Source organism: Tenacibaculum sp. SSH1-16 (genome assembly GCF_040104435.1).
GTDB lineage: Bacteria > Bacteroidota > Bacteroidia > Flavobacteriales > Flavobacteriaceae > Polaribacter > Polaribacter mesophilus.
This window is the reverse complement of the sequence record NZ_JBECOV010000011.1, coordinates 54,042-78,483: the sequence shown is the minus strand read 5'-3', so window position 1 is coordinate 78,483 and position 24,442 is coordinate 54,042. Positions and strand designations below refer to the sequence as shown.

The window sequence follows — 24,442 nt, the reverse complement described above, 5'->3', positions numbered from 1 at the left end:
CTTATTCTTTTATAATATAAGCACCATTTTGACCAGTATACCAAAATGGTGTTTTTTGTTTATAACAAGTTTCTTTCCACCCGTTAATGTACGATTTGTAATTACTTCCATCAGCAATGATTTGCTTTGGTTTTAGCCAAAAAATAAGTCTGCTTAAATTTATTTTTGGGTTATTTTTTAAAACCACTATTGGGTTTTTAAGTTTTTTTATTTGATACATCCCTAAACTATCTACAATTAAAATTTGTTTGTTACTGAAAGAAGCAATGTATGATATCGAATCAATATTTTTAGAAATAATGCCTTGAGCAACTCTGTAAGATTGTAAAATTTTTTCTTGCAGAAGAATAGAGTCATTTAGTGAACTAAAAACGTTAAGCTCGTTCCTGTTTCTTTCTCCTAAAATTGAATACCTACTTTTATGAAATACAATAAATTCACTTTTGTTTACTCGCTGGCTTTTTTCATATAAATAAACCCCTTGTAAAATAATAGTTGAAGTTAGAAAGAGTACAATATTATTATAGGTTTTACGAAACCAAAGTTGAAATAAGAAAATAATGAATATGTACCAAGCTATCATTGCTTCAAAAGACATAGAAAGTTCTTTCAATAAAAACACTTCTTGTTTCGAAACCCAACTAACAAAATAATTCATCAAAGAAATAATTGATCCATATATATTCGCCAAGAATTGAGGCAATATATTAAACGTTGCTAGTATAATAATTACAATTCCACCAAACAAAATTGTACCTAAAAAAGGAATGATAATTAAGTTAGATAGGATAAACAACCCTGGAAACTGATGAAAGTAATACAAGCTAATTGGTAAAATTCCTGCTTGTGCAGCTATAGAAACTGTAAATAATTGCCAGCCTTTGTCGAGAAATCGTAATTTAGGTGTCCAAATACTGTAAAGTAAAGGTTGTACCCAAACAATACCAAAAACTGCTAAATAACTTAATTGAAACCCAACATCAAATAAAAACATCGGTTTTATTAAAAGTAAAAATAGCATGGAGCTTATTAAAGAAAACTCAATAACCTTTTTTCGTTTAAAGGATAACCCGATAGCTACAAAAGTAAACATAGTTACTGCTCTAACTACTGAGGCAGATAAACCAGCTATAAAAGCAAATGACCAAAGTAAGAAGATAACACAAACGACTTTAATGATTGTTCCATGCGGAAGGTTTTCTAAAGGTTTAAGTAGATAGGAGAGTAGTAATAATAAAATTCCTACGTGGAGTCCTGAAATGGCAAGAATATGAATAGCGCCTGCGTTGGTGTAGCTTTCTAATAACTCTTTTGAAATTTCTTGACGTTGACCAAGCAATAGAGCATTAATCACAGCAAATTGATCGTTTGTAAAATGATACTTTTTTAAGGAAGCTTGTATTTTACCTCTAATATGAGCAGATAAACTGATTAAAGAAAGCTTTGAGTTTTCAAGTTTTTTGAATTGATGATTATCTATAAATACTTGATGATAAACATACTGTTTTGCTAAATATTGTTTGTAATCAAATTGATGTGGATTTAAAGGCGGAATTAATTCTTTAAAAGGAGTTTTGATAAATATTCGATTACCCACCTTTAATATAGGTGATAAACTGTCCTTTTGAATATTTAGAAGAATATATCCAGTGGTTTTAGTAGAATCTACTTGTGAAACTTTAACTACATATTTTGTATAGTAGTTCCCTGGTTTTAATACTTTTTGTACATCAAGTATATAAGTAGAATTCTTAGTTAATTGATGTTTATAATGGCTTACATAATTCTTTGGATTGTGAATATAGGTGGTGCTAACCCCGATAAAAACAAAGAACAATAATGTGACTATACTAAAAGCTTTTCGCGCTTGAGTTCTTTTTAAGAAATAAAGAATGACAAGAAACCCTATTAAAGAATAAAACAAGTATATAAAATTATACAGCCATATCTGTGTATAAAACTGAAGAGTTATTCCAATAATAAGGCACACCAAAAAGTGAGAAGGAGGGTATTCTAAAATTTTTTTCATAGCTCTCTAAAGTTATGAAAAAACTATGAATATGAAAGAATTTAGTCATTAGGGTTAGTTAAACCCATTGTAATTACGGTTGTAGAATGTTAACTATATTCTATAATTCCAAATGTCAAAAAAATAATTCCAAATATTAAGAATAAATATTTAACAAAAAAGTCTTTTTTAGGTAAATAGAAATTCTCTTCAGGGGCATTGGGATCATAATATATTGGGGTTACTTCTCCAATTTTAAATTTTGAATTGTTTTTTCCTTTTACTCGTATATTTTTTATTTCCCCATCTACTATTTGTTCAAATATTAAAATAGGGAATTTTAATATTACTTCATTATAGTTTCCTGGTTCAGAGTCTTTTCTTTTTTCAGTAATATAAGATACTACTCTAGCATTAGTGAGAATTCCATTTCTTTTAATCTTATTATTTTTAATCATCGTTTTTAATGATAAAAACAAAAAAACAACTCCTAGTATTATAAGTAAGTAGTGCATGATTTAGGTTATTGTAGTTGACGTTATTAAAGATATGAGTTAGTTTTAATAACAGATATTCATAGCTAGCTAAGTTATCCAAAATAGAATTAAAACCAAACAAAAAGCAATCTCAAACGAGATTGCTTTTTAATTTTATATAGTTTTTTGAAATACTTTATACAACTTCAACAAACAAACCTTCGGCTGTTTTTTCAACTTTAGCAAGGTTGTTTTTAGTTAATCCTTTAATGGTTTTGTCCCACTTTTTATTAGACAAACCACTTTGAGATTTTAAATCATTTAAACCTATTTTTTCAGCTTTTTCTAATAAAGCTAGTACAGCTTTTTCGTCGTCGTTTAACTCAACTGTAGGAGCTTTCTTCTCAGGTTTCATCTGTGGGAAGAATAATACTTCTTGAATTGACGGATTGTTCGTTAAATACATAATTAAACGATCCATTCCAATTCCTAATCCAGAAGTAGGAGGCATACCATACTCTAACGCACGTAAGAAGTCTTGATCGATAAATTCTCCTGCTTCATCATCACCACGTTCAGCTAATTTTAATTGTGCTTCAAAACGCTCACGTTGATCGATAGGGTCGTTTAATTCAGAGTATGCATTGGCAATTTCTTTACCACATACCATTAACTCAAAACGTTCAGTTAATTCAGGATTGTCACGGTGTTCTTTACACAATGGAGACATTTCTTTTGGATAATCGGTAATGAATGTTGGTTGAATGTAGTTTCCTTCACACTTCTCACCAAAAATCTCATCAATTAACTTTCCTTTACCCATCGTGTCATCTACCTCGATACCCATGTCTTGAGCAGCTTTACGGATTTCATCTTCCGATTTTCCGTTGATGTCAAAACCAGTAAAGTGTTTGATAGAATCTGCCATGGTAACACGTGCATACGGAGCTTTAAAATCTACCTTATACTCTCCAAAAGTAGCTTCCGTAGTTCCGTTTACAGCTAAAGCACAATGTTCTAATAATTTCTCGGTGAACTCCATCATCCAGTTGTAGTCTTTGTAAGCTACATAAATTTCCATGGCTGTAAATTCTGGGTTGTGAGTTCTGTCCATTCCCTCATTACGGAAGTTTTTAGAAAACTCATATACACCGTCAAAACCACCAACAATCAAACGCTTTAAGTATAATTCATTCGCAATACGCATGTATAAAGGAATGTCTAGTGCGTTGTGATGTGTAATAAATGGTCTTGCAGCTGCACCCCCTGGTATTGGTTGTAAAATTGGCGTTTCTACTTCAAAATATCCAGCATCGTTAAAAAACTGACGCATCGCATTGAATAATTTTGTACGCTTTACAAAAACCTCTTTTACCTGTGGATTCACAACTAAATCAGCATAACGTTGACGGTAACGCATCTCAGGATCAGTAAAACCGTCAAAGGTATTTCCTTCAGCGTCTACTTTAGGTAATGGTAATGGCTTTAAAGACTTACTTAATAATTTGAAATCTTTAACCATTACTGTGGTTTCTCCAACTTGAGTTTTAAACAACTCTCCTTCAATACCTACAAAATCACCAATATCTAATAACTTTTTGTATACTTCGTTGTATAAAGTTTTATCCTCACCAGTACAAATTTCATCTCTGTTAAAGTATACTTGAATACGTCCTTCACTATCTTGCAATTCAGCAAAAGAAGCTTTTCCTTGAATACGACGAGACATTAACCTACCAGCAATAACTACCTTCTTACCTTCCTTAAACTCCTGTTTAATCTGTTTGGAATTTGAATTGAATGGAAATAAATCTGCTGGATATGGATTGATACCCAGTTCACGTAATTTTGATAGTTTTTCTCTACGTACAACTTCTTGTTCTGATAATTGCATTGACTTAATTTTTAAGTAATTTTAATTTAAAGGTGCAAAGATACAATCAATTACAAAATTAGACAACGGTAGTATCACATAGATTTTATAAAAAAGTTATTTTTTATTTGTGAGTTTCTAAAAAGAATGTATATTTGCAGGCTGTCTAATTTTAAAAGGACAGCATTTAGTTGTGTTGTTAGATACTTTAAATAGTATCATGGTTTTGTTAACCAATGGAAAGCTTCCCTTAGATGGGTTGCTTTTTTTTTGCATTTTATTTACGTTTATTCTGAAGCTATTTCCCGCTTTCCGCACTCGCTCTCTTCGAAAAGCTCAAACAAATGCTTCAATCTGGGGACTAAGTGTAATTGCTGACTTCTTAAATCATGAATACCTGTCATTCCAAACGAGGTACGAGGAGGAATCTCATGATTGGAAGTAAAAAGCTAAATATAGCGAGCTTATTCCTAAAAGAAAGCACCTTTATACTCCCAAAACTTAACAAAAAATAGCACTAAGAATACCATAGAAATTGAAAACTTAATGGTTGCAGAAGCTAAAAAACCTAAAAAAGCACCAAATGATGCCTTGATTGCTCTGTTAGTGTCTTTGCTATCATAAATCAATTCACCAACCAAAGCACCTACAAAAGCGCCAATTAAAATTCCGAAAGGAATAGGAGAGAGTAGTCCAATAATTAATCCGATAGTAGTGCCATATACTCCATATTTGGTGCCGCCAAAACGTTTAGTTCCCATAGCAGGGATAAAGTAGTCAAGAAAAAAGATAATGACAGCAATAGCTAAAGTGATTCCCAAAAATGTCCAGTTTTGAGGAACAGCTTTTGTTAAATGTAATAATAACAAACCTACCCAGCTAGTAATAGGGCCTGGTAATACTGGTAAAAATGAACCAATAATTCCTAAACAAGCAAATACAAAACCGAGTATTACTAAAAATATATCCATTAACCTTTTTATTGATAAGACGAAGATATAAAAGCTTTGTTACATATTTATTAACTATAAAATTAGTTTAAACTAATTTTATAGTTATATTTGTTTCGGAAATATTTATAAAAAGATATCATGAGTAAACAATTAACGAAGGCAGAAGAGCAAATAATGCAGGTATTATGGAAGTTAAAAAAAGCTTCAGTAAAAGAAGTAATAACTGAATTACCTGAGCCAAAACCAGCATATAATACTGTTTCAACTATTATAAGGATTTTGGAGACCAAAGAGTTTGTGGGGCACGAGTCAAAAGGTAGGGGATATATTTACTATCCATTGGTAGAAAAGTCTGAGTATAGTAATGAGAGTTTACATAAGTTAATGAACGGCTATTTTGGAGGTTCGTTCAAGAGCATGGTGTCGTTTTTTATGAAAGAAAACAAAATGGATATTCAAGAACTAGAGAGTATTTTAAAAGAGGTGAATAAAAATAAAAAGTCATGATAAATTATATCATTCAAGTTGTATTATTCCAGGTGCTTTTTGTGGCGGTGTATGATTTCTTTTTAAGTAAAGAAACTTTCTTTAACAAAAATAGATGGTACTTGTTAAGTACTGCACTGCTTTCTTTTGTGTTGCCTTTGTTTAAAATTTCAACAGTTCAAAAAGCAGTACCGCAAGAATATTACACTTTGTTGCCAGAGGTAGTGTTGTCACCTCAAAAAGTCATTGAAAAAGCGGCTTGGTATCAATCCATTAACTATTTAGATGTATTATTTTTAGGTGGATGTATATTGTTTTTTATTGTGTTTTTAGTGAAATTAGAGCGTATTATACGATTAGTTTTAAGGTATGGAACTACCCGAAAGGACAATTATAAATTGATATTCCTTCCAAAGGAAACAAAAGCCTTTTCATTCTTCAATTATATTTTTTTAGGAAAGGATATTCCATCGTCAAAACAAGAAAAAATTATTCAGCACGAATTAGTACATAGCGAACAGAAACACACATTAGATTTGTTGTTTTTTGAGTTTTTGAAAATAATTATGTGGTTTAATCCAATGGTGTATGTGTACCAGAATCGTATATCGTTAGTTCATGAATATATTTCAGATGCTGTAGCCAGCAAATCAGATAAAAAAGAAAATTATATCAATCATTTACTCGCTGATATTTTTCAGGTCGAGCATATTTCATTCATTAATCAATTTTATAAACATTCATTAATCAAAAAACGAATTATTATGATGACGAAAACACAATCAAAAAAAGTTAAACAATTAAAGTATTTATTACTAATACCTCTCTTAGGAAGTATGATTTTGTATACAGCTTGCTCAGACGAGAATAAAGGTAGTCAAGCTATTGCGAAAAAAGAATTAGTAACTATTTATAACAGTAAAGATGGAGAAATTACTTCAGTTAAAGGAGAAAAGAGTACGTATTTAGATCGTTACTTTGGAGAGAAGATAGACTTAGGTAAAGAGTTGTCAATTAATGATTTATCTGAAGAAGAAAAGAGTGAGTTTTTAGCTCTTAAAGAGAGTTTAGAGGACGAGGGTTCAGTGTTGGGAGTTAAAGTATATAAAAGAACAAGTAATAGGAAGATTATAGCTTATGACTTAGTTAAAATAAAAGTAAAAGAAATGGTTGATAAAGGTGGAAGTATACCTTTCTCACTTTTAGATAAAGCACCAACTTTCCCAGGGTGTGCTGAAGGAGATAAAGATTGTTTCAATAGAAGCTTACAACAATTTGTAGTTGATAATTTTGATGCTTCTTTACCAAAAACTTTAGGATTATCTTCAGGAAAAAAACGAATTTATGTGCAATTTAAAATAGATAAAGAAGGTAAAGTAATGGATGTAAAGGCAAGAGCGCCACACCCAACTTTAGAAGAGTACGCAGAAGAATTGGCACAAAAATTACCACAAATGCAACCAGGCGAACATAATGGTAAAAAGGTAAGAGTAGGTTATACTTTACCAATTACTTTTAACATCCAATAAATTAAGTATATTGGTCACCAATAACCAATGAACAACACCAAAAATAGAAACGTGAGAAATAAAATTTTACTTATTGTTTTTGTAATAGGAATTTTAAAAGTCGAGGCACAAGTTTCGACTTTTAAAACTATTGATAGTTTAGTGAATATAGGACGTTACCAAACAGCATTAACAAAGTTACATGAGTTAGATACTACTTTTCAATCAACCTCAAAAGTAGCATCTATTTACGCTTCAATTGATGATTATAAAAAAGCTTCTATATATTACGAAAAAGCATTGGAGTTAAAAGATGATTATTCAGTAAAAATAAAGTTAGCAAAAGCTTATAAAAAAGAGAATAAACTACAAAAAGCTATTGATGTTTATGAAGGTATTATAAATGATGATGCTGAAAATTTACTCATTAAGTATCAATTAGGAAAATTGTATACACAAACCAAGCAACCTGCAAAAGCAATCGATACTTTTAAAAATATCATTCAGCAAGATAGTACAAGTGCAAATTATTATTACCGATTGGGAGTTGCTTATGGAATGTTAAAAAAAAGAAATCTAAAAATAAATAGTTTTTTAGAAGCTTATAAAAATGATACAACTCACATTAAGTCTATTCACCACTTAGCATTAGCCTACACTTTATTAAGAGATAAAGATTCAGCAAACATTTTTATAAATAAAGGTTTGGTAGTGAACCCAAATCATTATTATAAGCAAAACCAAAAATACAGCTTTTTAACCCCTTTTTCATCATTTTAGTTTAATTACACCTTAATTTTTTTACACCTAAATTAACATTTAATTGATTTTTGCCCGATTTTATTTTAATTGGGCTTTAATCTTTTTTTAATTTGTGTAAGAGGCAAATGTTAAAAAGTGTTAAAAAAACTTCAGGGTTTTCCCTAATTATAAAACAAAACAATTAGGGGTATTGTGTATTGCACCAATTTAAAAGAGTGTTTAGCTTCGCAACCTATTAAAAGGGGATTCTTAAAATTTAAAGTATTTTTTTGCATAGTTGCAAAGCTTGCGTTAAATTAGCAAACCACATATAAAAAAGCCTGTTAAGAAGGTAGTTTTCTTTAATTTTGAGTTTTTATAAACTTTAAAATATTAATTATGAAAACTTTAAAAAACTTGTTTGTGATTGCTATGGTATTAACCTTCTCATTTTCATTCACTTCATGTACAGATGATGATGAGAAAATAGAAATTATAGAAGAAATAAATAAAGAGCGTGAAAAAAACTCTACAACCGAAGAAAACCTTGTCGACCCAAAAGATGTCAAGCCACCTACTAATGGGTAGTTTTATAGCATTGATAATAGCTTTGTCTCCATTGCTGTTTTATTCATATAAATTAGGGGTCTTTCCAAATGGTAAAGTTTGGAAAACCCCTTTTTTCACGTTAACAAGTCAATACTACGAGAGTCTTTCCACTTTTTCTTGGGTTCTATTAGGTAAATTAACACCTCTTTACCTTTTATGTATTTGGTTCTTTACATGCAGGTATTGGTGGTATTGGGCTATTATCATACCGATAGGTATGTATATCTTTCAAATAGTATCATTGTTTAATGATGAGTTTAATCTTAAAGATGAACCTGTAGAGTTAATTTACATATTTCCTTATATGCTTATTGTAGGGGTTGGGCTGTATTTTATACGAAAAAAGATATTAAAGTACATTGAAATGTTTAACTTGAAAGAACAGATTGAATCTGAGGTTAAAAAAGTAGAGTTAGAATTAGAAAGATAAAGTCCCTTCGATTATGTGCAGTAACTGTAATAGTTTGAAAAAGTTAGAGAAAGAATTAGAAGAATTAAAAGGAATATACCCGTTTTTAACTAATAATCAACGTGTTGATAGATTGAATTCAATTAGAAAAAAGTTGCTTTTGGAGATAATAGAATTGAAAACAGGTGAAAAAAAACGGTTTGAAGAGTTTAAAAAAGTTAACTTTCTTTATGAATCTCTTTCTTTGAATTAGATTCAATACTTTCAATCTCGCTTTCTATTTTTATTTTTAGCCTTATAGCTTCCATAAAACACTCGATATCCTCTATTTTACGTAATACTTTATCGTTAGAAGATATTAGCAAAGGGTAAATCTTCATTAATACCTTATTTGCTATTATATCCTCTACGCTTAAATTTGACTTTTCACTATCTGTAAAGGGTAACGAATTTTCTACATTTCGTTTATGTTCTTTTTTGTTACCCTTTTTGTTACCCTTTGAAAGAGTAACGTTATCTGTATTTTCCGTTTTAATAAAATCAACACTTTTTATCATTTCTCCCTTACCTAAGATTAACCATTCAGGGCTTAAGTCAGGGTATGTATTGAGTATACACTCAACCTTTGAAGCTCCGATATCTTTAACTTTATCCAAAAAACCGTTAGAAAGCCCAGTTTCTTTATAAAACTTGTTCTTGCTAAGGCCTTTGTAATCAATAAAAGATAGTATTCGCTCTATAATCATTTTTATATTTTTAGACTATTTACTATATTTTTTTGGATTTATATAGTATATGCTCTATATTTGCATAGTAATTTATTAGCAAATATAAACAAATATGAGTACACTCGCCGAAAAAATTAAAAGCTCCCGCACTACCCCTTACCAAAAGATAGCTATAGAATTTGATACAAGCGAGGATTATGTAGGCCAAATAGCAAGGGGTGACAGAATACCTAAAAGAGGTAAGGGATTAAAGATTCAAAAACGCTTAAATGAACTGTTTAATCCTGTTGAAAAATGAAAAAGTGCATAAAAAATCATTTTAAGTCAATACTGAGGAGCGAACAAAAGAAAGTCTATTGTTTAGATTCAAAAAAGGAAATGATTGCGACATACTACACATTCTTAGGTTTTTTTGTGTGTGTTAAGTATGAAGAGATGGAGGAACCAGTATTAGGTATTTAATCATAAGATAGTTTTAGTAGTTAGTTGATTATCCCGAGTGGCACACTCTCAGGTTCGAGTCCTGAGCGGGAGCAAAGTTAAAAAGTACAAATGCAATTACAACAAGGAGATATCATCATAAAATCAAGCAAAGGAGAGTCTATTTATTGGATTTCTGAGCGCTTGTTGATGTCTGTTTGTGAAATAACCGAGAATTACCTAAGGAAAGTAAGGGCTAAGTACAAAAAAACAGTCCCTGCACGCTATCAATCAAATGAGTTTTTACCTGATACTGGTAAAAGTTGGAGATGGGCAAAGACAAAACACGGGTTTTATTACTGTTACGACAATTTACCCGATAGAAAGCCTAATTTCTATAAAAGCAAGTTAGGTACTGAAAAAGACTTAAAAGATGCTTTAAAGCAGCTTAAAACCACCTCTAAAGCCGCTTTAAACGAAATTGTAAAGCAGCAAATCGTACATCAAATCACAAATAAAGTTAGGAATGAGGATATACACTACTACATGTATAACGATTTAGTTCCGTTTTCTGACAAAAAAGCAAAAGAACTGGCTGAAGCATTGGCTTGGTGTAGTTTTATAAAGCATTCATATGAAACAGAGAGCTTTAAAAATTTTGGTGTACGTAAGAAAAAAGACTTTTTAGAAGTATGTACGTCTATCTTACAAGAAAAGAAACTCGAAGGTTTCAAAGTAAGCAGCGCTGCATATTTAAGAAATAAGATATCAAACTTCCCTTCTAGTGGAGTTTTACCACAAAGAAATTACCTAATATCAAACAAATACGATAACGATAACGCTCGTATTGTTGGAAAACATCAACTTTTTGACGAGGAAACAGGCGAAGTCTTCAGGTTTGATATACATGAGGCCTTAATGTATTACGGTTTTATGAATCCAGGAGGAAGTTCTAAGGAAGCAATAAGACAGATTTATGTTAATTTCTATTGCGAGTCAATCAAAGAGTATGGTTTAGAACCTGTAGCATATAGAACCTTTTGTATGCACTTGGGTAAATTCCATACAGCAATAAAAACCGCTAGAGAAAGACACGGAAAAGACTACTTTAAAAAGTCTGTTCTTACCTATGTTCCTTCAGAAAAATTAAAATACGCTCATTCATTATTTGCGGGTGATGGTTCAGGAACTATCAACTACAAATACTACAAAAAAAATAAGAAAGGCGAAGAGGTACTTTCTACAATGAAGCTATATGTGATGTTGATTTCAGACGTTGCGAGCCGTCAAATTGTGGGTTATTCATTTTCAAGGAAAGGTTCACACTATGAAAGTACCGAAATGATGAAAGATGCCGTTAAAATGGCTATAAAGAATTGTGATTATCAAACAATGTTTGAATTTGTAAGTGATAACCACTCAGCATTTACTTCAGGAGAAAGTAAAGACTTTTTAAACCTGGTGTTTAACAAAGTGAGAACTATTCAATCAGGAAACTCACAAGCAAACCCTGCCGAGACAGAATTTAGACTCTTTAAACAGTCTTTAAAAGGTCTTGAAAATTTCAGTTCTACGTCTTGGGATGTAGGTATTGAAGGTCAATCAAATCCTGATTACTTAGAGATAAACAGGTTGCCAACCTATGAGGAGGCGGTGTTGCAATTTTACGACATTGTTAATGCTTGGAATAATACACCGCTTCGTGATGGTGTTAAGCCTTGTGAACGATTTGAAAACAAGCATCCAAATTGTGCCAAGAAAGACGAAAGAATACTACGAAGAATCTTTGGTAACACTTCGGAAAAAGATATAAGCTACATGCGAGGTTTTGTGATGGTTACAAAATCACACGGTTACAACCTTACAGACGAATACCTGTTTGAAATACCTGATTATTGGGAAGCAGGTTCTGAAAAGATATCGAAAGCTTGCGGATATAAGAAGAACGCAAAAGTTAAGATTGTATGGGATGAAGAGGGAGCAGATTTGTACACTTTAGATAATCAATTTATTATCTCTTGCCCAAGAGCTACAAAATCAAGTCAATCACATGCAGAAAGCGACGAACTTACTAAGAATGCACTAGGTCATCACTTGAATAGGAAAACGAGACAAGACGAGGCTGTTGATGAGTTTGAACAAGCGCTTTTAGATTCATTTGATGCTTTACCATATACGCATGAAATGGCCTTTGGCAGCAATAAAGAAGATTACAACGCTAAGATGTTGGAAAACGAAACTACTGAAGAGAAAGTATTATCCAAAAAGGAAATTAATAACAGAGATTTTGACGAGGACGAGTGGAATTAGTGCCTCGCCAAACCCCCTTAACTAAATAAATAGTATGGCAAATTTAAGCAAATTTCAAAAGGAAACTGAAATACCTAACGCAATTAAAAGGTATTTAGAAGATGTAGGAACAAACCAAACCCAACTAGGTCGTGATGCTAAAGTTGGTGAGGCGTACATGTCCCACATCTTACAGGGTAAAACCCATATTGGAAAAACCGCAATAAAAGACAAGTACTACTTGGCATTGTGTAATGCTATTGGGTATGAAGTAAAAGTTGAGATTTGGAGACACTTCAACACTAATAACTTTAAAACTATCATAAATGAGCTTAAAAAAGCTCGTAGAAACAAAACGAGGCTTGTTATTGATGCTGACACAGGTGCAGGGAAAACGTATGCTTGTAAGATGTATAAACAAAAGTATCCTGTAGGAACTTTTGTTGTTAAATGTTCAGCGATCGAAAATAGCAAAGAGTTCGCTATAAATATAGCTGAAGTAGTTGGCGTTGAGACTCATGGAACTGCGGGTAAAATAATTAAAAGAGTAGCAAAAAAGCTGTTGAGTTTAGATGATGCTATTTTAATTATTGATGAAGGTGAGCATATCGGTAAAAAAAGCGGGTACATCAACATCATTAAAAGTGCAGCTGACTTGTTAGAGGAAGTAGTTCCTTTTGTCATTTTGGGAATGGGAATAAACGAGATTTTAAGAAAAGGATTTGAGCGTAATAAGCAAAACTTCAGACAAACAGCGAGACGTTTTTCAAAACGTGAAACTTGTGAGCAAAGTATTGCTGAAGACGTAGTGAAAATTTGTGAAGAGTTAAACCTAAGTAAAACAGTACAAAATTGGTTTGCTAACAGGATGCGAAACTTTGATGAATTTAAGGTGTTGGTAGTTGAAGCAATTACTGAAGCTAAGAAGTTGAGTCAACCTGTTACTGTTAGGTTGTTAAACGAATTATACAGCTAATGAAAAGTAAAGCAAACAGAAGGTACTACCTGCACAGATGTGTAAAGAGAATTAAAGGAGTTACTGTGAAAGCAAGGCAAAGAACCGTGTTAGTTCCTTTTGATTTAGAGCTTACAGACAAGCTAAAAGAGTTACAAAATTTAAACTATAGCATACAAACAGAAATTTATTAAACATGGGATTAGAAGCATTAACAGACGAGCAGATAAAGCAGGAATACGAAAGAAGACAACAAAAGTCTATTGAGCAAAAAGAAGCGCAACGCAAGGCTTATGAGGATTTAAAAGACGAAACGATAAATAAGCTTTGCAAAAGAGCTTGTGAAATTCACGATACACTTGCAGTTTTTAAAGTAGAATCGTTTGAGGACATGCAGTCATTGTACACTATTCTACAAGAGTACAGTTCAAGACATGCGGACGGAAAAGGAAATTTTAAGATTGAAAATGCAGATTTTAGAATTTCATACAAGCGTCAAGGTAAGCCAACCTTTGACGAGCGCTCAATACAAGCAGAAAAACACATTATTGACTTTTTAAACTCTAGGTATTCAGGAGACCAGGACACCAAAGATTTAATTATGTCTTTACTCGAGCGTAAAAATGGCGACTTAGATATCAATCTTATTCAAAAGCTGTATCAAATGGAAGATAGGTTTGACGATAAGAACTGGAAACGAGGTATTGAGTTGTTAAAAGAAAGCTACAAGTACAGTCATTCAAAAGATTACATACGCTTTGAGCGTAAAACTGAAACGGGCGAGTTTTCCCCTATCGTCCTTCAGTTTTCAAAAATTTAGTTTTCCAAGGGGGTATCCCGAGTGGCACACTCTCAGGTTCGAGTCCTGGGCGGGAGCTAATGGCCTAAAGCCCTTGTTTAAGTACAGGGGCGATAAAAGGCTTTAAAATTGAAGAAAAATGACTAAAGAAAACCAAAAAAACAGATTGCTGAGTAAGTTCTCGAGAGAGAATTTAGAGCAAAGCGTTTACATGCAAAGCAACGGTAGAACCTTTGATATTGACATGTTAACAACTGATGAGCTACAAGGGCTTTTTTACTTGTTCTTTCCTATGGAAAAACCACAAAAACAAGCTAAAAGGGTTCTTGATTTAGAGCAAGAAAAAGAGTTGAAAAGACTACGTTCTGTAATTCTTTCAGATGCTCAAAAAATAGGATTGTACACCCCTGGAGATTGGACTCGATTTAATGAGTTTATGAGTAAGTCTAGTGTACTGAAGAAAGGTTTAAACAGATACAAGTTAGACGAGTTTCCTGAGCTTATAAAGCAATTTAAAAGCATGAGGTACAGGTTTGATAAAAGTAGAACGGTTGTAGGTTCTAAAGCTTGGTATCAGGCGTTAGGTTTAACACCTTCTTTAAACTAAAAAAAAGTTCTAAAGCCATACGACAATAGAACTCTTTTGATGAGTAGCACCACAAAAGTAATAAAAACTCGTATGGCTTACAACAAAAAAAATTATTACAAGCGAATAATTAAGGTTCAGACCCTTGTTCTTGAGAAACAAAATGAGGGTAAGCGCTTGTTTTTGAAAGAAATATACTGGGAATACGTGTATCCTGAGTTTAATATATGCTACAGGACATTTCACACCTGGTTAGGGACTCCTGCCAAACGAGAGTTGAAGAAAATACGAGAACAAGAAGAATTACAAAAACAGATACAACCAAAATTAGAATTATGGTAAAACAGAAACAAAAATTAAATGAATGCGATTTTATTGACGCTTCAGAACAATTAGGCGTTACTGTGGCAATTATTAAGGCCGTTTGCGAAGTTGAAGCTCCAAGAGGTGGTTTTTTGCGTAACGGTGAGCCAACGATACTTTTTGAGCGCCACAAATTCCACCAATTTACTGGAGGAGTTTATTCAAAAAAGCGTCCTGATATTTCAAACCCAAGACCAGGAGGTTATTTAGGGTACTCTCAAGAACATTTAAGGCTTCAAGAAGCTGTTGCGTTAGACCGTGAAGCAGCTTTAAAGTCTGCAAGTTGGGGTCGTTTCCAAATAATGGGATTCAACTACAAGCTTTGCGGATTTAGCAATTTACAGCAGTTTATCAATGCAATGTATCGTTCTGAGAAAGCGCAACTAGATGCTTTTATCAACTTCATAAAGTCGGTAAAGCTTCAGGATGAATTGCAGAAAATGGACTGGCACGGCTTTGCGAAATCCTACAATGGTAAATATTACTGGAAAAACCACTACGCTCGAAAATTAGAGAAAGCATACATCAAATACAGGGATGAAAAACTTACAAACAAAAAAGTGCAACCACAAAGGTTCTAAAACCCGAAAGCATGTAGCTTATTTATTCACTATTGAAGTGGTAGAGGTTATTTGCGATGAATGTAAAGAAGTAATTAAAACCCTGCATTTGTAATGGAAAAAATTAGTATTCAAATATCATATAACATCTTAGATATCCTTTGCGATTTATATAACGATGTTATGGAGTATGATAAAAAAAACCCTTCTGAAATTCAATTTAACAAGGGGTTTAAAGCTAATAAAAACATCATTGATTTGCTGTTTGTTCGATTAAAAAAAGAAGTGATTAGTAAAGCGGGAACTAACAAGCTTATAAAGTTGAGTTTTAAATACTATCAAGCGTACTTTTTAATCAATTTTATTAGTGAAAACATCACGTTTGTTAAAGGGATTTATGAGCAAAATTTAATGTTGAGCTTCACTTCTCAAATACATGAAGAGTTATGAGTGAAATGGTTACTACTTATACTGTAAAAGGTCGAAAAACCTCGATTATATGGGAGTTTAAATATGATTTAAACGGTCTTTTAAGCAACTTTAAAATAGTTGAAGGAGAATTGGACGACCAACAAAAGAAATGGCTTTTTTATTATACCAGGTTTCCATATACGGAAAACAAGATTAAGTCTTGGGATAAGGTGTATAAAAACTTTGAAGTTGTAATTGGTGAGCCTGATTTGAGTTTTGACACATTTTGGAACTTGTATAACTATAAAGTTGGAAAACTACAAGCTAAAAAGGCTTGGGATAAGCTAAGTAAATCAGACCAATTAAAGGCGATTAAACAAATCAAAGCTTATGATGGTATGTTGTATCGTAAAAAGATACAAAAAGCCAATCCTGCCACTTATTTAAACCAAAGAAGATTCGACGACGAATTTAATTCAATCCACTAAAAACAATAAAAGATGATAGCATTTATAAAAGATTTTTTCAAAGAATGTCTGTTTTTTCAGACGAAGGACAAACCAACAAAAGTAATTGGTGCAACTGCTTGGGTTATTATAGGGTTAGCTAGTTACTTGTATTATGAAATATCACAACTTATCCCTTAAACAAAAAAACCACTCCTAAGAGTGGAAAATTGCTATGAAAAAGAAAAAGTCTTAGGACGTCTCCAAGACATAGCAAATATAAATCAAATAAATTAAAATCCAAATATTTATGAGTATTGAAGAAATTTATACACAGTATCAAAACTTCACTGTAGTTACTGGTTTTAGACCAAATATTTTGACTCTTAATGAGGAGGCAGCTAACAAACTAGTAAAAAAACTCAATGAGTCATTATCTTTTTCTGTTCCTCCTAAAGTAAGGTTAGATTTTTTAGGTTGTAAAGTCATTCGTTCTAAAGATGTTGACGAGGAATGTATTGAATTTGCAGTAGATATAGAGGGGGTTTTAAACAAAAATGCATCTAAAATGCCATGCCATGTACAACGATAAATGTCCTACTTGCCCAAAATGGGGAACGGGAATGTCTTGTGATTGTGGGCGTTCAAAACACCAATCTCAAGGATTGGGAATAATAGGCCTATTTGCTTTAGGTTTTATTACTGGAGCTTTAATATTTGTTATAGCTGCTGAGCTTTTAAGCTAACAAAATCCCACCACGGCTTTGCGTGGTTTCGACACCACGGTGGGAACTAAGAATATACCAATGAATAGTTTTTTAAATCAATTAGACGAGTTTGGAAAATTCCAAAAAGCAACAATTGTCTATAAAAAATGTCTTAATGCAGGTAAAACAGAGCTAGCTGCAAAGATTAAACAAAAGTATAAGTTATACTTTAAGTCAGACGATGCTGTGGACGCTTTAATTTATTCTTTAAATGGATTGAAACGTATAAATAATCAATTAAAATAAATTAAAATCAAATGAAAGAATTACAAACACGGAGGTTTTCAGAGCAAATTGCAGAAATATTAAAAAGTAAATTTTCTTTAAAGCTTGTATTTGAAGGAGATTTGTTAGTGAACTCTCGAGTTAATACTGAATCAAATCTAGATGTTTTTAAAATCAAAGCTTTGATGGCTATGGCTGAAAGATGGAGCTTTAAGAATCTTGATATTTCACGTTCAGGAGCTGGGTTGAAAATTCAATTTTTAAATCATGTAAAAGGAGGTTTAGGGATTAAAAGTGTAGGTAAGCATGCGGAAAAATTCACTGCTAATTTACCAACTACTAAAAAGGAATTAATCGGCTACCAAAGTCCAAGAGGACTCAGAGAGGAAGGTAAAAGAGTATTAACTTATGATATCGAAATCAATAAAAATTATGACTTTAATAGCTTAAGAAACCTATTGGTTTATTTAGAAACACTATTGTTTTCAATGGAAAAATAAACTGCGAAAAAAAGATGAAAACAGTAATATACTTTTTGACTTATAAGTTAGAAAACGGAATTGAAGGTAGTAGAATGTCTGAATGGCAAGTAGACTTTAAAACAGATGTAAAAAGTCATTTTTATAAATGGTGTGTTGAGCAACAAAGAATAGTTGAAAAAGAACAAGATTCACTATTGTATGTAAAAAGCATTAATCTAATTGAATAATAACAAAATGATAAAAAAGATTTTTAGGTGGGCTTTTAAAAAGGAGTTGTTAGAACTTGAAAAAAAAATGCAAAAGCTCGAAAATCAGATTATAAAAAGCCACAATCAAACGATAGTTGTGGAGAATCTTCTTCAAAATATAGATGTTTCAGTTGATTTACATAAATACGCTCCTAGTTGGGCTGTTATTTCTATCCAGGGAGAAAAATCTGACTACATAAAGTTTGTTGATTTAGGACGAAGTGATATTCAAGAAATACAACGTTTTCTTAGATACTTTGATAGGAAGAGGGTAAAAGTTGATGCTCCGTTTCCTGAAGCAAGATTTTTAAAAATCAATCAATATTAGACTTTGTGACTAACAGGCAGGATATAAGCAATGTTTTTAGTAGTATCGATATGATGAAGCATGTATTCAATACCTTCTATTTCAGTTCTACTATTAGTAGAAAAAGAGGTGTTTCCTATTTTCAGTGTATCCTCATGAGGACTGCGAGAAAATGGATGAACCATTGTTGTTTCTGTGATTTCACAAGAAATGTGATTGAGGTCTATGCTGCATAAATCGAATAAATCTTTCCCTTTAATAATAGTAAATGTATCCATATAACAAATTTAATTAAAAAAATAACAACCATGTCAAAACAAGAAAAATTTAATAGTAAAGAAGAGTTGAATACTATCATAAATATCTTTCGAAAGCAATCACATTCAGCAGAACCTAGTGAAGTTTTGGAGTTTCTTAATGAAGTAGAGGGTTTTGTCGTGAAACTACATCAAATGGGATTTGCTCAAGGTTACGAAAAAGGGGTACAATTCAAAGAAGAAATAGAAGATAATTTAAAATAAAAACCAATGATTAAAAGAACACGAGCCGAAATCTCAAAATGTATTATACATAAAGTGGCTAACAAGTACAATAGCGGGCAAAACGCTTTTTCTGAAGAATTAGTAAGGTTTGACGAAGAAAGCTACGAGCTTTTACTACCTTTCCTATTAAAGCCTTTTGGAACAGAAACGCAAAGTTATCGTTTTACTCATCATGCCGATACCAGGTTAAACAACTTGAACAAGTACGCTTCTAATGTATTTGATGATAGTAAGGATGCAACATTTATAGAGAACTCAAGAAACATTGTAAATCACTTATACGAGCAATCAAATTCAGCTCAGATAAAGACTGGAGACGTTCTTGTTGTTTACTTTGAAGGAATTGAATATAAAGACATTCTTACTGAAGCTGTAGGGGTTTTTAAGATAGAATCTAAATCGGATTTCTTTCAAACGTATTTAGACGGGAACTACTATGATGTAGTTGTTCAAAAGGGAATATCACCTAAAAAGCTAGACAAAGGTTGCTTGATATTGAATACTTCAGACGCTGAAGGAACGGTTGTACTTTCAGTTGACAATAACCAATACGACGCTCAGTATTGGCTTAAAAACTTTCTAAATGTTAGGTATGCAGATGACAAGAACCTGCATACACAAAACTATTTAGAAATGTGTAGAGAGTTTTCTGAAGAAGTTTTAAAACCTGAACAGGGAAAGCTGAAACAAAACGCTTTTTTAGCTGATACAATTGACTTTTTTAAGGAAAATGAAACAGTAAGTTTTGATGATTTTAAGAGTGAGGTTTTACCTAAAGAAACGCATTCACAATTTGAAGAGTATAAGAGTTATTTTGAAAAGTTAAACGACTTGCTCCTTCGTAATACTATTGAAGTGTCTGAAATGGTTTTAAAGAAGGAAAAAAGCAAGTTTAAAACAGACATTAAACTCGATACCAATATTCAAATTAAAATTGATATTGACGCTCCTGATGCTGCTACTGAATACTTAGAGCAAGGTTATGACGAAGTAAAAAAGATGAAATTTTACAAGGTGTTTTATAATGCTGAAAAATAGGAGTTGTACCATGACAGAAACAAACGTAAAAAAGGCAGGATTTGAATTTGAAAAAGAGTACGAACACGACCAGTTCTATACACGACGATATAAAAAAGGAGTTATGCAGGTTGAGTTCACTTATTTGTCGGAAAGGTCAACGCTTGAAAATGTTTATTTAACGATTGACGAAGTAGTGGCCGAAACAGTCGATTATAAAGAACTGTTGATGTTAGATATGATTTTAAATAAGGAAGTTGCGGAAATCCGTAAATAATTATCAATCTGTCAAACTAACTTTGTTCTAAACTTTAAAAATAAACACATTATGACACAAGACGCAATTAACTCAATATCAAAATTATTAGAAATGTACTCTGATGCTACAGGTTTAGAGATTTACAGCTCAAGAAAAGTAACGCTATGTTACAATGACCCGATAACCAAAAATCCTAAAAAACAATCGTTTGAAGGTGATTATGTTGCTATTCCATTAGTTGAATGGATGGAGGAAAATTTATCTGAAGCGTAAAACAGTAATTATGAGAGTACATGAAGTAAAAGTAAAACAACCATTTTATGATGATTTATACTTTAAAAGAAAATCATTTGAAGTTAGAAAGAATGACAGAGATTATGAAGTAGGAGATATACTTCACTTAAAAGAGTTTAGTAATCAGGATTGGCAAAATATGCAAGGAATATTCAGAAAGGTGGTTTACTTGCTTGAAGGAGGACAATACGGAATAGAAAATGGTTACGTAGTGTTAGGTTTAAGAGAAGTTGAAATAAAATAAAAAAGTAGTTAATATTTAAACCTTGTTAAGTCTAAACCCACTCGTTAAAAGAGTGGGTTTTTTGTTATATTTACAATATGAAAAAGGTTACTGTACTTATAATGTTTTTAGTGTCTTTTACGGCCTTTTCTCAGGTTGATTTAACCAGGGATAAAGAAAAGCTTTTTAGATCCGTTTCAACCTATCCAAATGAAAACTTAAAAACTGCTGAAGTCGTTGTAACTAAAAGCATGTACGGCTTAACTTTTGAAAACAAACACTTGTCAGAAAATACAAAAAAGACTGTTAAAAGGTTCTTTAAACAGTCTTTAAATAAGTATTCAAGTCTCAAAAAATACCGTTTAAAACTTGAAAAAAGAATCGACGGTATGTATATCGATGGAATTAAGATATTACATCAACCGTTGTAAAAATCGTTCCTTCTTGTTGTACTTCGTCAATTGCTCCAGCTTGATAATTTGTTTTTGCAATTTTGCTTTTTCCTGTGTAGCTGCACCTGTAGTTTAAAGAATGTGTGTCGGTGATGGTGTCCTCGATGTTTAGTTCTTCAGATAGTAATGTAAATTTACTCGTGTGTTCCGTTTCAATTTCTTTTAAAACTTCATCAACCAGGTTTATAAAATCCATGAACCTTAACGCTTCTTCAGGTGTCTCGTTTAAGCTACTGGTGTCTCTTAATTGTTCCCAACATACACGAAAGGTTAATAATGCTGAAGGCGGATTTTGCAAATAATCGATAGACCATTTTACAAACAAAGCAGGGAATAAATGAGCTTCAAACGCTGATTCATTGTAATCTTGGCCTGCGTATAGGTCAATCGTTTTGATGTATGGTAATCCTTTTTCGGTAAACCTTTCTATGGTTTCAATTCGGTTAAACTTATCGATTATCTTGAGATATAAGTTTTTCATATTAGTTCTTTTTTAATTCGTTAATTACTCGTTTGTGCATGTGTCTTTCAATTCTCCTGGTTAGAACTGCGGACTCGCCCATAAATTGACGTTTAGCGATACGTAGGTTCATTCTACGTGTGTGGCTTCTTACTTTAGTTGTAGCTTTTACGGGTTTTCCGTTTCCTCTTTTAGTCTTTCGTCTTCTTGAGTTTATTTTACGACTATGACTTCTTACGGACACCGTTTTGTTGATAGTTCCACCTTCGTTATGGATTTGGGCGTATGGTACATCAGTACCTATAAAAACATAATAATTCCCTTCAGCTAGTTTGCGAATAGACCGTTTTAGTCGTCCTGATTGACTTAATAACGAGCCTCTCCCTTTTCGTTTTCTAGCTTGCCAACTTTCTCGGCTTCTATCAACCCAATTTTTAGCACGAAATCGCTCTTTAGAAAAGTTGACAGCCAATATCCCCGCTTCATTTGTCATTTTCTTCAGGAATGCAGGCTTGTCAATTTTCTCAAGCTTTTTAAAGAAGTCGTCTTGAAACTTTACACTCATTTTATTACGATTGTTCAGCATTTCTAATAGTTTTCATCATGGTCTCGTTAAACCAATTTTCAACGTCTTGTAACGTTAGTCCTCTTGTTTCGCTTCCTTTGATATTAATGCCTCCTTTGTTTAGTGCATCTATTGTTATGGTGATGTTTCTTACTTTTGAAGCTTCACCAGTAACTTTAGTTACATCGTTTTTCAACTTATCATCAGGATTCGTTGAGTTGGTAGGTGTTTTCGTGCCGTCTCCATAGACTCCCTTGTTAGATTCCTGTTCCTGCTTTTCTTTTTCTTTTTTCTTTTCTTCAGGAGATATCAATTCTAACTTGGCTCTTATGGCTTCCACTTGGTTTTTAGCGTTTTTCGCCCAATCCCATCCTGTTACTTCAGCTATCCATCCAAGTATTCTTTGTAGTGGGTGCATTAATGTATCCAGTAGCACAAGCCCTATTCGTTTTAAACCACCAATGATGCCTTCAGACTTGAAAGCTTCCACGATACTGTCCCAATTTCTTTTTATGAGCATTACAGCATTTATAAGCATCCCTATAGGGCCGAGCATATTTAAAATAACAGAACCCCAAGTATCAAACTTTTTAATAGCGAAAACAATCAACGTTATTAATAAGGTGATAGCAGCTGCAATAAGTCCTACAGGGTTGGCAGCCATAGCAGCATTCAATGCCCATTGTGCAAATGTTAATCCTTTGGTAGCTGCTGCTGCTGCTTGGAAAGCTTTTTGTATTTTAAAGAAAATCATAAGCCCTGTATAGACAGGAATAGCCGTCGTTATCAGGGTTGTTAAGTCGTCAAAGTTCTCGTACACAAAACGCAAAGCAGGTGATAACATATCAAAGATGCCCGCTACAAATGGAAGCACTTTTTCGCCAAGCTTTGAGAATGTCATCTCAAGTTGATTATAAAACGTTGATTTCATTATAGCAAAATCGCCTTCAGCATTTTCTAAAGCTTCTTTTAAGCTAAAAGCAGAACTGTCAAAAGCATTAAACGTGGTTATCATATCTTCAGCTCCCGTCTTCACTTTTGATAAAGCAGCTCTTAAACCTTCAGCTCCACCAATTTTATTAATTACGTTGGTAATGTCCTTGTCCGACATTGTTTTGAACTTGTCGCTAATTTGAATCAAGAGCTTATCGGCTTCTTTCATTGTGCCGTCAGCGTTAAAAACATCAATATTCAAATGCTTCTTTATGTTCTCAGCTTGCGCTCCTAAACTTTGAAAAAACGTTTTTGTTTGATTGGCTGCAATATCTGAGTTTTTGGAAATAGAGGTAAACATGGCAAATATCTTGTTACCAACGTCAACGGTTTGACCTGCTGCACTTGTCGCTCCTGCATATTCTGTTTGTACCTTGGCTAGTTCGTCAAAGGTTGTAATACCGACCTGAACCGTTTTAGCGTTTGAAGCTAAGAGGTTGTCAATTTCGTTCACGCCAATTCCAAAGGCTTTCATACTCTTTGTGGTGGCGTTCATGGCATCGTTGATGTTTGCACCTGTAGCGTTTGAATACCTACCTACTTTTTTAAATATTGCTATAGCGTCATCGCCATACGTTCCTGTAGCACTTTGTAAGTCGTACATTGCGTTAGTTGCTTGAACCAAGTTAGCGCCTACATCGAACGCAGCGTCCCTTATGTCGCTTCTATACTCGTCTAGTTCTGACCTTGGTTTGTCAAGGTTTAGCTGTCTAATAGGTAGGAAAGCGGAATCAAACTTTTCTACAGCGGCGACCCCTTTCGCCGAGAGCGCTCCAAAGGAGAGCATAGCAGCTGTGGCTAAGGCTATGGGGTTTGTGGCTAATTCAAAAGCTTTACCTAAAAGTGGTACTTCATTAATCAAGCTTTGATACTTGATTTTCATCTTATCGATGTTTTGGTTAAACTTCTTACGGAGTTTTGTTACTTTATTGTTGAAAAGCTTTTTACTCAAGTCAATCAACATTGTAAGTTTTGCAGATGCTCCCAT

37 protein-coding genes are annotated in these 24,442 nt (G+C 32.8%); 28 read left to right on the top strand and 9 right to left on the bottom strand.

Features of this window, described 5'->3' with window-relative positions:
* Position 1: 1 nt before the first annotated feature.
* The 4 genes from ABMY20_RS12880 to ABMY20_RS12865 all read right to left on the bottom strand — a co-directional run bounded on the left by ABMY20_RS12880 (position 2) and on the right by ABMY20_RS12865 (position 5,328).
* A complete protein-coding gene (locus ABMY20_RS12880) occupies positions 2 to 2,029 on the bottom strand; it encodes a ComEC/Rec2 family competence protein (protein ID WP_349265498.1) in 2,028 nt (675 codons plus the stop codon).
* 89 nt (positions 2,030 to 2,118) lie between these two features.
* Positions 2,119 to 2,523 carry a DUF3592 domain-containing protein gene (locus ABMY20_RS12875; RefSeq protein WP_349265497.1) on the bottom strand — a complete coding sequence of 135 codons (405 nt, stop codon included), beginning with the start codon at positions 2,521 to 2,523 and terminating at the stop codon, positions 2,119 to 2,121.
* Between the two features lie 157 nt (positions 2,524 to 2,680).
* A complete protein-coding gene (gene lysS / locus ABMY20_RS12870) occupies positions 2,681 to 4,378 on the bottom strand; it encodes a lysine--tRNA ligase (protein ID WP_349265496.1) in 1,698 nt (565 codons plus the stop codon).
* A gap of 449 nt (positions 4,379 to 4,827) precedes the next feature.
* The gene (locus ABMY20_RS12865; protein ID WP_047790539.1) at positions 4,828 to 5,328 is read right to left on the bottom strand and encodes a DUF456 domain-containing protein; all 501 of its coding nucleotides are present in this window, start codon (positions 5,326 to 5,328) and stop codon (positions 4,828 to 4,830) included.
* A gap of 120 nt (positions 5,329 to 5,448) precedes the next feature.
* Between ABMY20_RS12865 and ABMY20_RS12860 the strand changes: the two genes are divergently transcribed.
* The 5 genes from ABMY20_RS12860 to ABMY20_RS12840 all read left to right on the top strand — a co-directional run bounded on the left by ABMY20_RS12860 (position 5,449) and on the right by ABMY20_RS12840 (position 9,084).
* Positions 5,449 to 5,817 carry a BlaI/MecI/CopY family transcriptional regulator gene (locus ABMY20_RS12860; protein ID WP_073184392.1) on the top strand — a complete coding sequence of 123 codons (369 nt, stop codon included), beginning with the start codon at positions 5,449 to 5,451 and terminating at the stop codon, positions 5,815 to 5,817.
* The gene (locus ABMY20_RS12855; RefSeq protein WP_349265495.1) at positions 5,814 to 7,325 is read left to right on the top strand and encodes a M56 family metallopeptidase; all 1,512 of its coding nucleotides are present in this window, start codon (positions 5,814 to 5,816) and stop codon (positions 7,323 to 7,325) included. Before ABMY20_RS12860 ends, ABMY20_RS12855 begins: the two co-directional genes overlap by 4 nt.
* 51 nt (positions 7,326 to 7,376) lie before the next feature.
* Positions 7,377 to 8,084 (top strand): tetratricopeptide repeat protein, encoded by a 708-nt coding sequence (locus ABMY20_RS12850; RefSeq protein WP_349265494.1) that lies wholly within the window; start codon positions 7,377 to 7,379, stop codon positions 8,082 to 8,084.
* A gap of 360 nt (positions 8,085 to 8,444) precedes the next feature.
* Positions 8,445 to 8,633, top strand: coding sequence for a hypothetical protein (locus ABMY20_RS12845; protein WP_349265493.1), 189 nt, complete (start codon positions 8,445 to 8,447; stop codon positions 8,631 to 8,633).
* Positions 8,626 to 9,084 (top strand): hypothetical protein, encoded by a 459-nt coding sequence (locus ABMY20_RS12840; RefSeq protein ID WP_349265492.1) that lies wholly within the window; start codon positions 8,626 to 8,628, stop codon positions 9,082 to 9,084. The genes ABMY20_RS12845 and ABMY20_RS12840 overlap by 8 nt, the downstream gene beginning before the upstream one ends.
* Before the next feature lie 197 nt (positions 9,085 to 9,281).
* Here ABMY20_RS12840 and ABMY20_RS12835 read toward each other — a convergent pair whose 3' ends face one another.
* Positions 9,282 to 9,809, bottom strand: coding sequence for a hypothetical protein (locus ABMY20_RS12835; protein WP_349265491.1), 528 nt, complete (start codon positions 9,807 to 9,809; stop codon positions 9,282 to 9,284).
* A gap of 94 nt (positions 9,810 to 9,903) precedes the next feature.
* Here ABMY20_RS12835 and ABMY20_RS12830 point away from each other — a divergent pair, with 94 nt between their 5' ends.
* From ABMY20_RS12830 to ABMY20_RS12750, 17 genes are all read left to right on the top strand, one after another.
* Positions 9,904 to 10,089, top strand: coding sequence for an XRE family transcriptional regulator (locus tag ABMY20_RS12830; RefSeq protein ID WP_349265490.1), 186 nt, complete (start codon positions 9,904 to 9,906; stop codon positions 10,087 to 10,089).
* Positions 10,090 to 10,343: 254 nt separating this feature from the next.
* Complete coding sequence (locus ABMY20_RS12825; protein WP_349265489.1) at positions 10,344 to 12,521, top strand: hypothetical protein; 2,178 nt, start codon at positions 10,344 to 10,346, stop codon at positions 12,519 to 12,521.
* A 34-nt stretch (positions 12,522 to 12,555) separates the two neighbouring features.
* Entirely contained in the window at positions 12,556 to 13,476 is a 921-nt protein-coding gene (locus tag ABMY20_RS12820) for an ATP-binding protein (RefSeq protein ID WP_349265488.1), read from the top strand.
* Complete coding sequence (locus tag ABMY20_RS12815; RefSeq protein ID WP_349265487.1) at positions 13,476 to 13,649, top strand: hypothetical protein; 174 nt, start codon at positions 13,476 to 13,478, stop codon at positions 13,647 to 13,649. The genes ABMY20_RS12820 and ABMY20_RS12815 overlap by 1 nt, the downstream gene beginning before the upstream one ends.
* Before the next feature lie 2 nt (positions 13,650 to 13,651).
* Complete coding sequence (locus tag ABMY20_RS12810; RefSeq protein ID WP_349265486.1) at positions 13,652 to 14,275, top strand: DUF3164 family protein; 624 nt, start codon at positions 13,652 to 13,654, stop codon at positions 14,273 to 14,275.
* Between the two features lie 118 nt (positions 14,276 to 14,393).
* Positions 14,394 to 14,861 carry a hypothetical protein gene (locus tag ABMY20_RS12805; RefSeq protein ID WP_349265485.1) on the top strand — a complete coding sequence of 156 codons (468 nt, stop codon included), beginning with the start codon at positions 14,394 to 14,396 and terminating at the stop codon, positions 14,859 to 14,861.
* A 162-nt stretch (positions 14,862 to 15,023) separates the two neighbouring features.
* Entirely contained in the window at positions 15,024 to 15,182 is a 159-nt protein-coding gene (locus ABMY20_RS12800) for a hypothetical protein (protein ID WP_349265484.1), read from the top strand.
* Positions 15,176 to 15,784, top strand: coding sequence for an N-acetylmuramidase family protein (locus ABMY20_RS12795; RefSeq protein WP_349265483.1), 609 nt, complete (start codon positions 15,176 to 15,178; stop codon positions 15,782 to 15,784). Before ABMY20_RS12800 ends, ABMY20_RS12795 begins: the two co-directional genes overlap by 7 nt.
* Before the next feature lie 93 nt (positions 15,785 to 15,877).
* Positions 15,878 to 16,213 carry a hypothetical protein gene (locus tag ABMY20_RS12790; protein ID WP_349265482.1) on the top strand — a complete coding sequence of 112 codons (336 nt, stop codon included), beginning with the start codon at positions 15,878 to 15,880 and terminating at the stop codon, positions 16,211 to 16,213.
* On the top strand, positions 16,210 to 16,662 hold the full coding sequence (locus tag ABMY20_RS12785; RefSeq protein WP_349265481.1) for a hypothetical protein: 453 nt from the start codon (positions 16,210 to 16,212) through the stop codon (positions 16,660 to 16,662). The genes ABMY20_RS12790 and ABMY20_RS12785 overlap by 4 nt, the downstream gene beginning before the upstream one ends.
* Positions 16,663 to 16,674: 12 nt before the next feature.
* Positions 16,675 to 16,821, top strand: a complete 147-nt coding sequence (locus ABMY20_RS12780; protein ID WP_349265480.1) for a hypothetical protein — start codon at positions 16,675 to 16,677, stop codon at positions 16,819 to 16,821.
* Between the two features lie 109 nt (positions 16,822 to 16,930).
* Positions 16,931 to 17,212, top strand: coding sequence for a hypothetical protein (locus ABMY20_RS12775; protein WP_349265479.1), 282 nt, complete (start codon positions 16,931 to 16,933; stop codon positions 17,210 to 17,212).
* A complete protein-coding gene (locus ABMY20_RS12770; protein ID WP_349265478.1) occupies positions 17,199 to 17,366 on the top strand; it encodes a hypothetical protein in 168 nt (55 codons plus the stop codon). The genes ABMY20_RS12775 and ABMY20_RS12770 overlap by 14 nt, the downstream gene beginning before the upstream one ends.
* A 60-nt stretch (positions 17,367 to 17,426) precedes the next feature.
* Positions 17,427 to 17,633, top strand: a complete 207-nt coding sequence (locus ABMY20_RS12765) for a hypothetical protein (protein WP_349265477.1) — start codon at positions 17,427 to 17,429, stop codon at positions 17,631 to 17,633.
* 11 nt (positions 17,634 to 17,644) lie between these two features.
* Positions 17,645 to 18,112: a hypothetical protein gene (locus ABMY20_RS12760; RefSeq protein ID WP_349265476.1), complete on the top strand. Its 468-nt coding sequence runs from the start codon at positions 17,645 to 17,647 to the stop codon at positions 18,110 to 18,112.
* 14 nt (positions 18,113 to 18,126) lie between these two features.
* Entirely contained in the window at positions 18,127 to 18,321 is a 195-nt protein-coding gene (locus tag ABMY20_RS12755) for a hypothetical protein (protein WP_349265475.1), read from the top strand.
* Positions 18,322 to 18,388: 67 nt separating this feature from the next.
* Positions 18,389 to 18,670: a hypothetical protein gene (locus tag ABMY20_RS12750; protein ID WP_349265474.1), complete on the top strand. Its 282-nt coding sequence runs from the start codon at positions 18,389 to 18,391 to the stop codon at positions 18,668 to 18,670.
* Here ABMY20_RS12750 and ABMY20_RS12745 read toward each other — a convergent pair.
* Positions 18,667 to 18,927, bottom strand: a complete 261-nt coding sequence (locus ABMY20_RS12745; protein ID WP_349265473.1) for a hypothetical protein — start codon at positions 18,925 to 18,927, stop codon at positions 18,667 to 18,669. The genes ABMY20_RS12750 and ABMY20_RS12745 overlap by 4 nt on opposite strands.
* A gap of 30 nt (positions 18,928 to 18,957) precedes the next feature.
* Between ABMY20_RS12745 and ABMY20_RS12740 the strand changes: the two genes are divergently transcribed.
* The 6 genes from ABMY20_RS12740 (at position 18,958) to ABMY20_RS12715 (ending at position 21,415) form a co-directional block, all read left to right on the top strand.
* Positions 18,958 to 19,170 (top strand): hypothetical protein, encoded by a 213-nt coding sequence (locus ABMY20_RS12740; protein WP_349265472.1) that lies wholly within the window; start codon positions 18,958 to 18,960, stop codon positions 19,168 to 19,170.
* Positions 19,171 to 19,176: 6 nt separating this feature from the next.
* A complete protein-coding gene (locus tag ABMY20_RS12735) occupies positions 19,177 to 20,229 on the top strand; it encodes a nucleoid-associated protein (protein WP_349265471.1) in 1,053 nt (350 codons plus the stop codon).
* Between the two features lie 10 nt (positions 20,230 to 20,239).
* Complete coding sequence (locus ABMY20_RS12730) at positions 20,240 to 20,485, top strand: hypothetical protein (RefSeq protein ID WP_349265470.1); 246 nt, start codon at positions 20,240 to 20,242, stop codon at positions 20,483 to 20,485.
* A gap of 51 nt (positions 20,486 to 20,536) precedes the next feature.
* On the top strand, positions 20,537 to 20,740 hold the full coding sequence (locus ABMY20_RS12725; RefSeq protein WP_349265469.1) for a hypothetical protein: 204 nt from the start codon (positions 20,537 to 20,539) through the stop codon (positions 20,738 to 20,740).
* A 10-nt stretch (positions 20,741 to 20,750) separates the two neighbouring features.
* Positions 20,751 to 21,005 carry a DUF3850 domain-containing protein gene (locus ABMY20_RS12720; RefSeq protein ID WP_349265468.1) on the top strand — a complete coding sequence of 85 codons (255 nt, stop codon included), beginning with the start codon at positions 20,751 to 20,753 and terminating at the stop codon, positions 21,003 to 21,005.
* A gap of 77 nt (positions 21,006 to 21,082) precedes the next feature.
* Positions 21,083 to 21,415: a hypothetical protein gene (locus tag ABMY20_RS12715; protein ID WP_349265467.1), complete on the top strand. Its 333-nt coding sequence runs from the start codon at positions 21,083 to 21,085 to the stop codon at positions 21,413 to 21,415.
* Here ABMY20_RS12715 and ABMY20_RS12710 read toward each other — a convergent pair.
* Genes ABMY20_RS12710 through ABMY20_RS12700 form a run of 3 tightly spaced genes read right to left on the bottom strand, consistent with a single transcriptional unit; the run spans position 21,390 to position 24,442 of the window.
* Positions 21,390 to 21,917: a hypothetical protein gene (locus ABMY20_RS12710; protein ID WP_349265466.1), complete on the bottom strand. Its 528-nt coding sequence runs from the start codon at positions 21,915 to 21,917 to the stop codon at positions 21,390 to 21,392. The two genes, ABMY20_RS12715 and ABMY20_RS12710, sit on opposite strands and share 26 nt — an antisense overlap.
* A gap of 1 nt (position 21,918) precedes the next feature.
* On the bottom strand, positions 21,919 to 22,482 hold the full coding sequence (locus tag ABMY20_RS12705) for a phage virion morphogenesis protein (RefSeq protein ID WP_349265465.1): 564 nt from the start codon (positions 22,480 to 22,482) through the stop codon (positions 21,919 to 21,921).
* Complete coding sequence (locus tag ABMY20_RS12700) at positions 22,466 to 24,442, bottom strand: phage tail tape measure protein (protein WP_349265464.1); 1,977 nt, start codon at positions 24,440 to 24,442, stop codon at positions 22,466 to 22,468. Before ABMY20_RS12700 ends, ABMY20_RS12705 begins: the two co-directional genes overlap by 17 nt.

Excerpts from the sequence above, each read along its gene's own strand:
- ABMY20_RS12770 (WP_349265478.1), top strand. The coding sequence starts at position 17,199 with ATGTACAACGATAAATGTCCTACTTGCCCAAAATGGGGAACGGGAATG.
- ABMY20_RS12815 (WP_349265487.1), top strand. The coding sequence starts at position 13,476 with ATGAAAAGTAAAGCAAACAGAAGGTACTACCTGCACAGATGTGTAAAG.
- ABMY20_RS12830 (WP_349265490.1), top strand. The coding sequence starts at position 9,904 with ATGAGTACACTCGCCGAAAAAATTAAAAGCTCCCGCACTACCCCTTAC.
- ABMY20_RS12740 (WP_349265472.1), top strand. The coding sequence starts at position 18,958 with ATGTCAAAACAAGAAAAATTTAATAGTAAAGAAGAGTTGAATACTATC.
- ABMY20_RS12750 (WP_349265474.1), top strand. The coding sequence starts at position 18,389 with ATGCAAAAGCTCGAAAATCAGATTATAAAAAGCCACAATCAAACGATA.
- ABMY20_RS12715 (WP_349265467.1), top strand. The coding sequence starts at position 21,083 with ATGAAAAAGGTTACTGTACTTATAATGTTTTTAGTGTCTTTTACGGCC.
- ABMY20_RS12820 (WP_349265488.1), top strand. The coding sequence starts at position 12,556 with ATGGCAAATTTAAGCAAATTTCAAAAGGAAACTGAAATACCTAACGCA.
- ABMY20_RS12855 (WP_349265495.1), top strand. The coding sequence starts at position 5,814 with ATGATAAATTATATCATTCAAGTTGTATTATTCCAGGTGCTTTTTGTG.
- ABMY20_RS12880 (WP_349265498.1), bottom strand. The coding sequence starts at position 2,029 with ATGAAAAAAATTTTAGAATACCCTCCTTCTCACTTTTTGGTGTGCCTT.
- ABMY20_RS12725 (WP_349265469.1), top strand. The coding sequence starts at position 20,537 with ATGACACAAGACGCAATTAACTCAATATCAAAATTATTAGAAATGTAC.
- ABMY20_RS12840 (WP_349265492.1), top strand. The coding sequence starts at position 8,626 with ATGGGTAGTTTTATAGCATTGATAATAGCTTTGTCTCCATTGCTGTTT.
- ABMY20_RS12865 (WP_047790539.1), bottom strand. The coding sequence starts at position 5,328 with ATGGATATATTTTTAGTAATACTCGGTTTTGTATTTGCTTGTTTAGGA.
- ABMY20_RS12795 (WP_349265483.1), top strand. The coding sequence starts at position 15,176 with ATGGTAAAACAGAAACAAAAATTAAATGAATGCGATTTTATTGACGCT.
- ABMY20_RS12760 (WP_349265476.1), top strand. The coding sequence starts at position 17,645 with ATGAAAGAATTACAAACACGGAGGTTTTCAGAGCAAATTGCAGAAATA.
- ABMY20_RS12805 (WP_349265485.1), top strand. The coding sequence starts at position 14,394 with ATGACTAAAGAAAACCAAAAAAACAGATTGCTGAGTAAGTTCTCGAGA.
- ABMY20_RS12710 (WP_349265466.1), bottom strand. The coding sequence starts at position 21,917 with ATGAAAAACTTATATCTCAAGATAATCGATAAGTTTAACCGAATTGAA.
- ABMY20_RS12810 (WP_349265486.1), top strand. The coding sequence starts at position 13,652 with ATGGGATTAGAAGCATTAACAGACGAGCAGATAAAGCAGGAATACGAA.
- ABMY20_RS12730 (WP_349265470.1), top strand. The coding sequence starts at position 20,240 with ATGACAGAAACAAACGTAAAAAAGGCAGGATTTGAATTTGAAAAAGAG.
- ABMY20_RS12765 (WP_349265477.1), top strand. The coding sequence starts at position 17,427 with ATGAATAGTTTTTTAAATCAATTAGACGAGTTTGGAAAATTCCAAAAA.
- ABMY20_RS12785 (WP_349265481.1), top strand. The coding sequence starts at position 16,210 with ATGAGTGAAATGGTTACTACTTATACTGTAAAAGGTCGAAAAACCTCG.
- lysS (WP_349265496.1), bottom strand. The coding sequence starts at position 4,378 with ATGCAATTATCAGAACAAGAAGTTGTACGTAGAGAAAAACTATCAAAA.
- ABMY20_RS12735 (WP_349265471.1), top strand. The coding sequence starts at position 19,177 with ATGATTAAAAGAACACGAGCCGAAATCTCAAAATGTATTATACATAAA.
- ABMY20_RS12825 (WP_349265489.1), top strand. The coding sequence starts at position 10,344 with ATGCAATTACAACAAGGAGATATCATCATAAAATCAAGCAAAGGAGAG.
- ABMY20_RS12875 (WP_349265497.1), bottom strand. The coding sequence starts at position 2,523 with ATGCACTACTTACTTATAATACTAGGAGTTGTTTTTTTGTTTTTATCA.
- ABMY20_RS12755 (WP_349265475.1), top strand. The coding sequence starts at position 18,127 with ATGAAAACAGTAATATACTTTTTGACTTATAAGTTAGAAAACGGAATT.
- ABMY20_RS12705 (WP_349265465.1), bottom strand. The coding sequence starts at position 22,482 with ATGCTGAACAATCGTAATAAAATGAGTGTAAAGTTTCAAGACGACTTC.
- ABMY20_RS12720 (WP_349265468.1), top strand. The coding sequence starts at position 20,751 with ATGAGAGTACATGAAGTAAAAGTAAAACAACCATTTTATGATGATTTA.
- ABMY20_RS12790 (WP_349265482.1), top strand. The coding sequence starts at position 15,878 with ATGGAAAAAATTAGTATTCAAATATCATATAACATCTTAGATATCCTT.
- ABMY20_RS12745 (WP_349265473.1), bottom strand. The coding sequence starts at position 18,927 with ATGGATACATTTACTATTATTAAAGGGAAAGATTTATTCGATTTATGC.
- ABMY20_RS12775 (WP_349265479.1), top strand. The coding sequence starts at position 16,931 with ATGAGTATTGAAGAAATTTATACACAGTATCAAAACTTCACTGTAGTT.
- ABMY20_RS12845 (WP_349265493.1), top strand. The coding sequence starts at position 8,445 with ATGAAAACTTTAAAAAACTTGTTTGTGATTGCTATGGTATTAACCTTC.
- ABMY20_RS12780 (WP_349265480.1), top strand. The coding sequence starts at position 16,675 with ATGATAGCATTTATAAAAGATTTTTTCAAAGAATGTCTGTTTTTTCAG.
- ABMY20_RS12700 (WP_349265464.1), bottom strand. The coding sequence starts at position 24,442 with ATGGGAGCATCTGCAAAACTTACAATGTTGATTGACTTGAGTAAAAAG.
- ABMY20_RS12835 (WP_349265491.1), bottom strand. The coding sequence starts at position 9,809 with ATGATTATAGAGCGAATACTATCTTTTATTGATTACAAAGGCCTTAGC.
- ABMY20_RS12860 (WP_073184392.1), top strand. The coding sequence starts at position 5,449 with ATGAGTAAACAATTAACGAAGGCAGAAGAGCAAATAATGCAGGTATTA.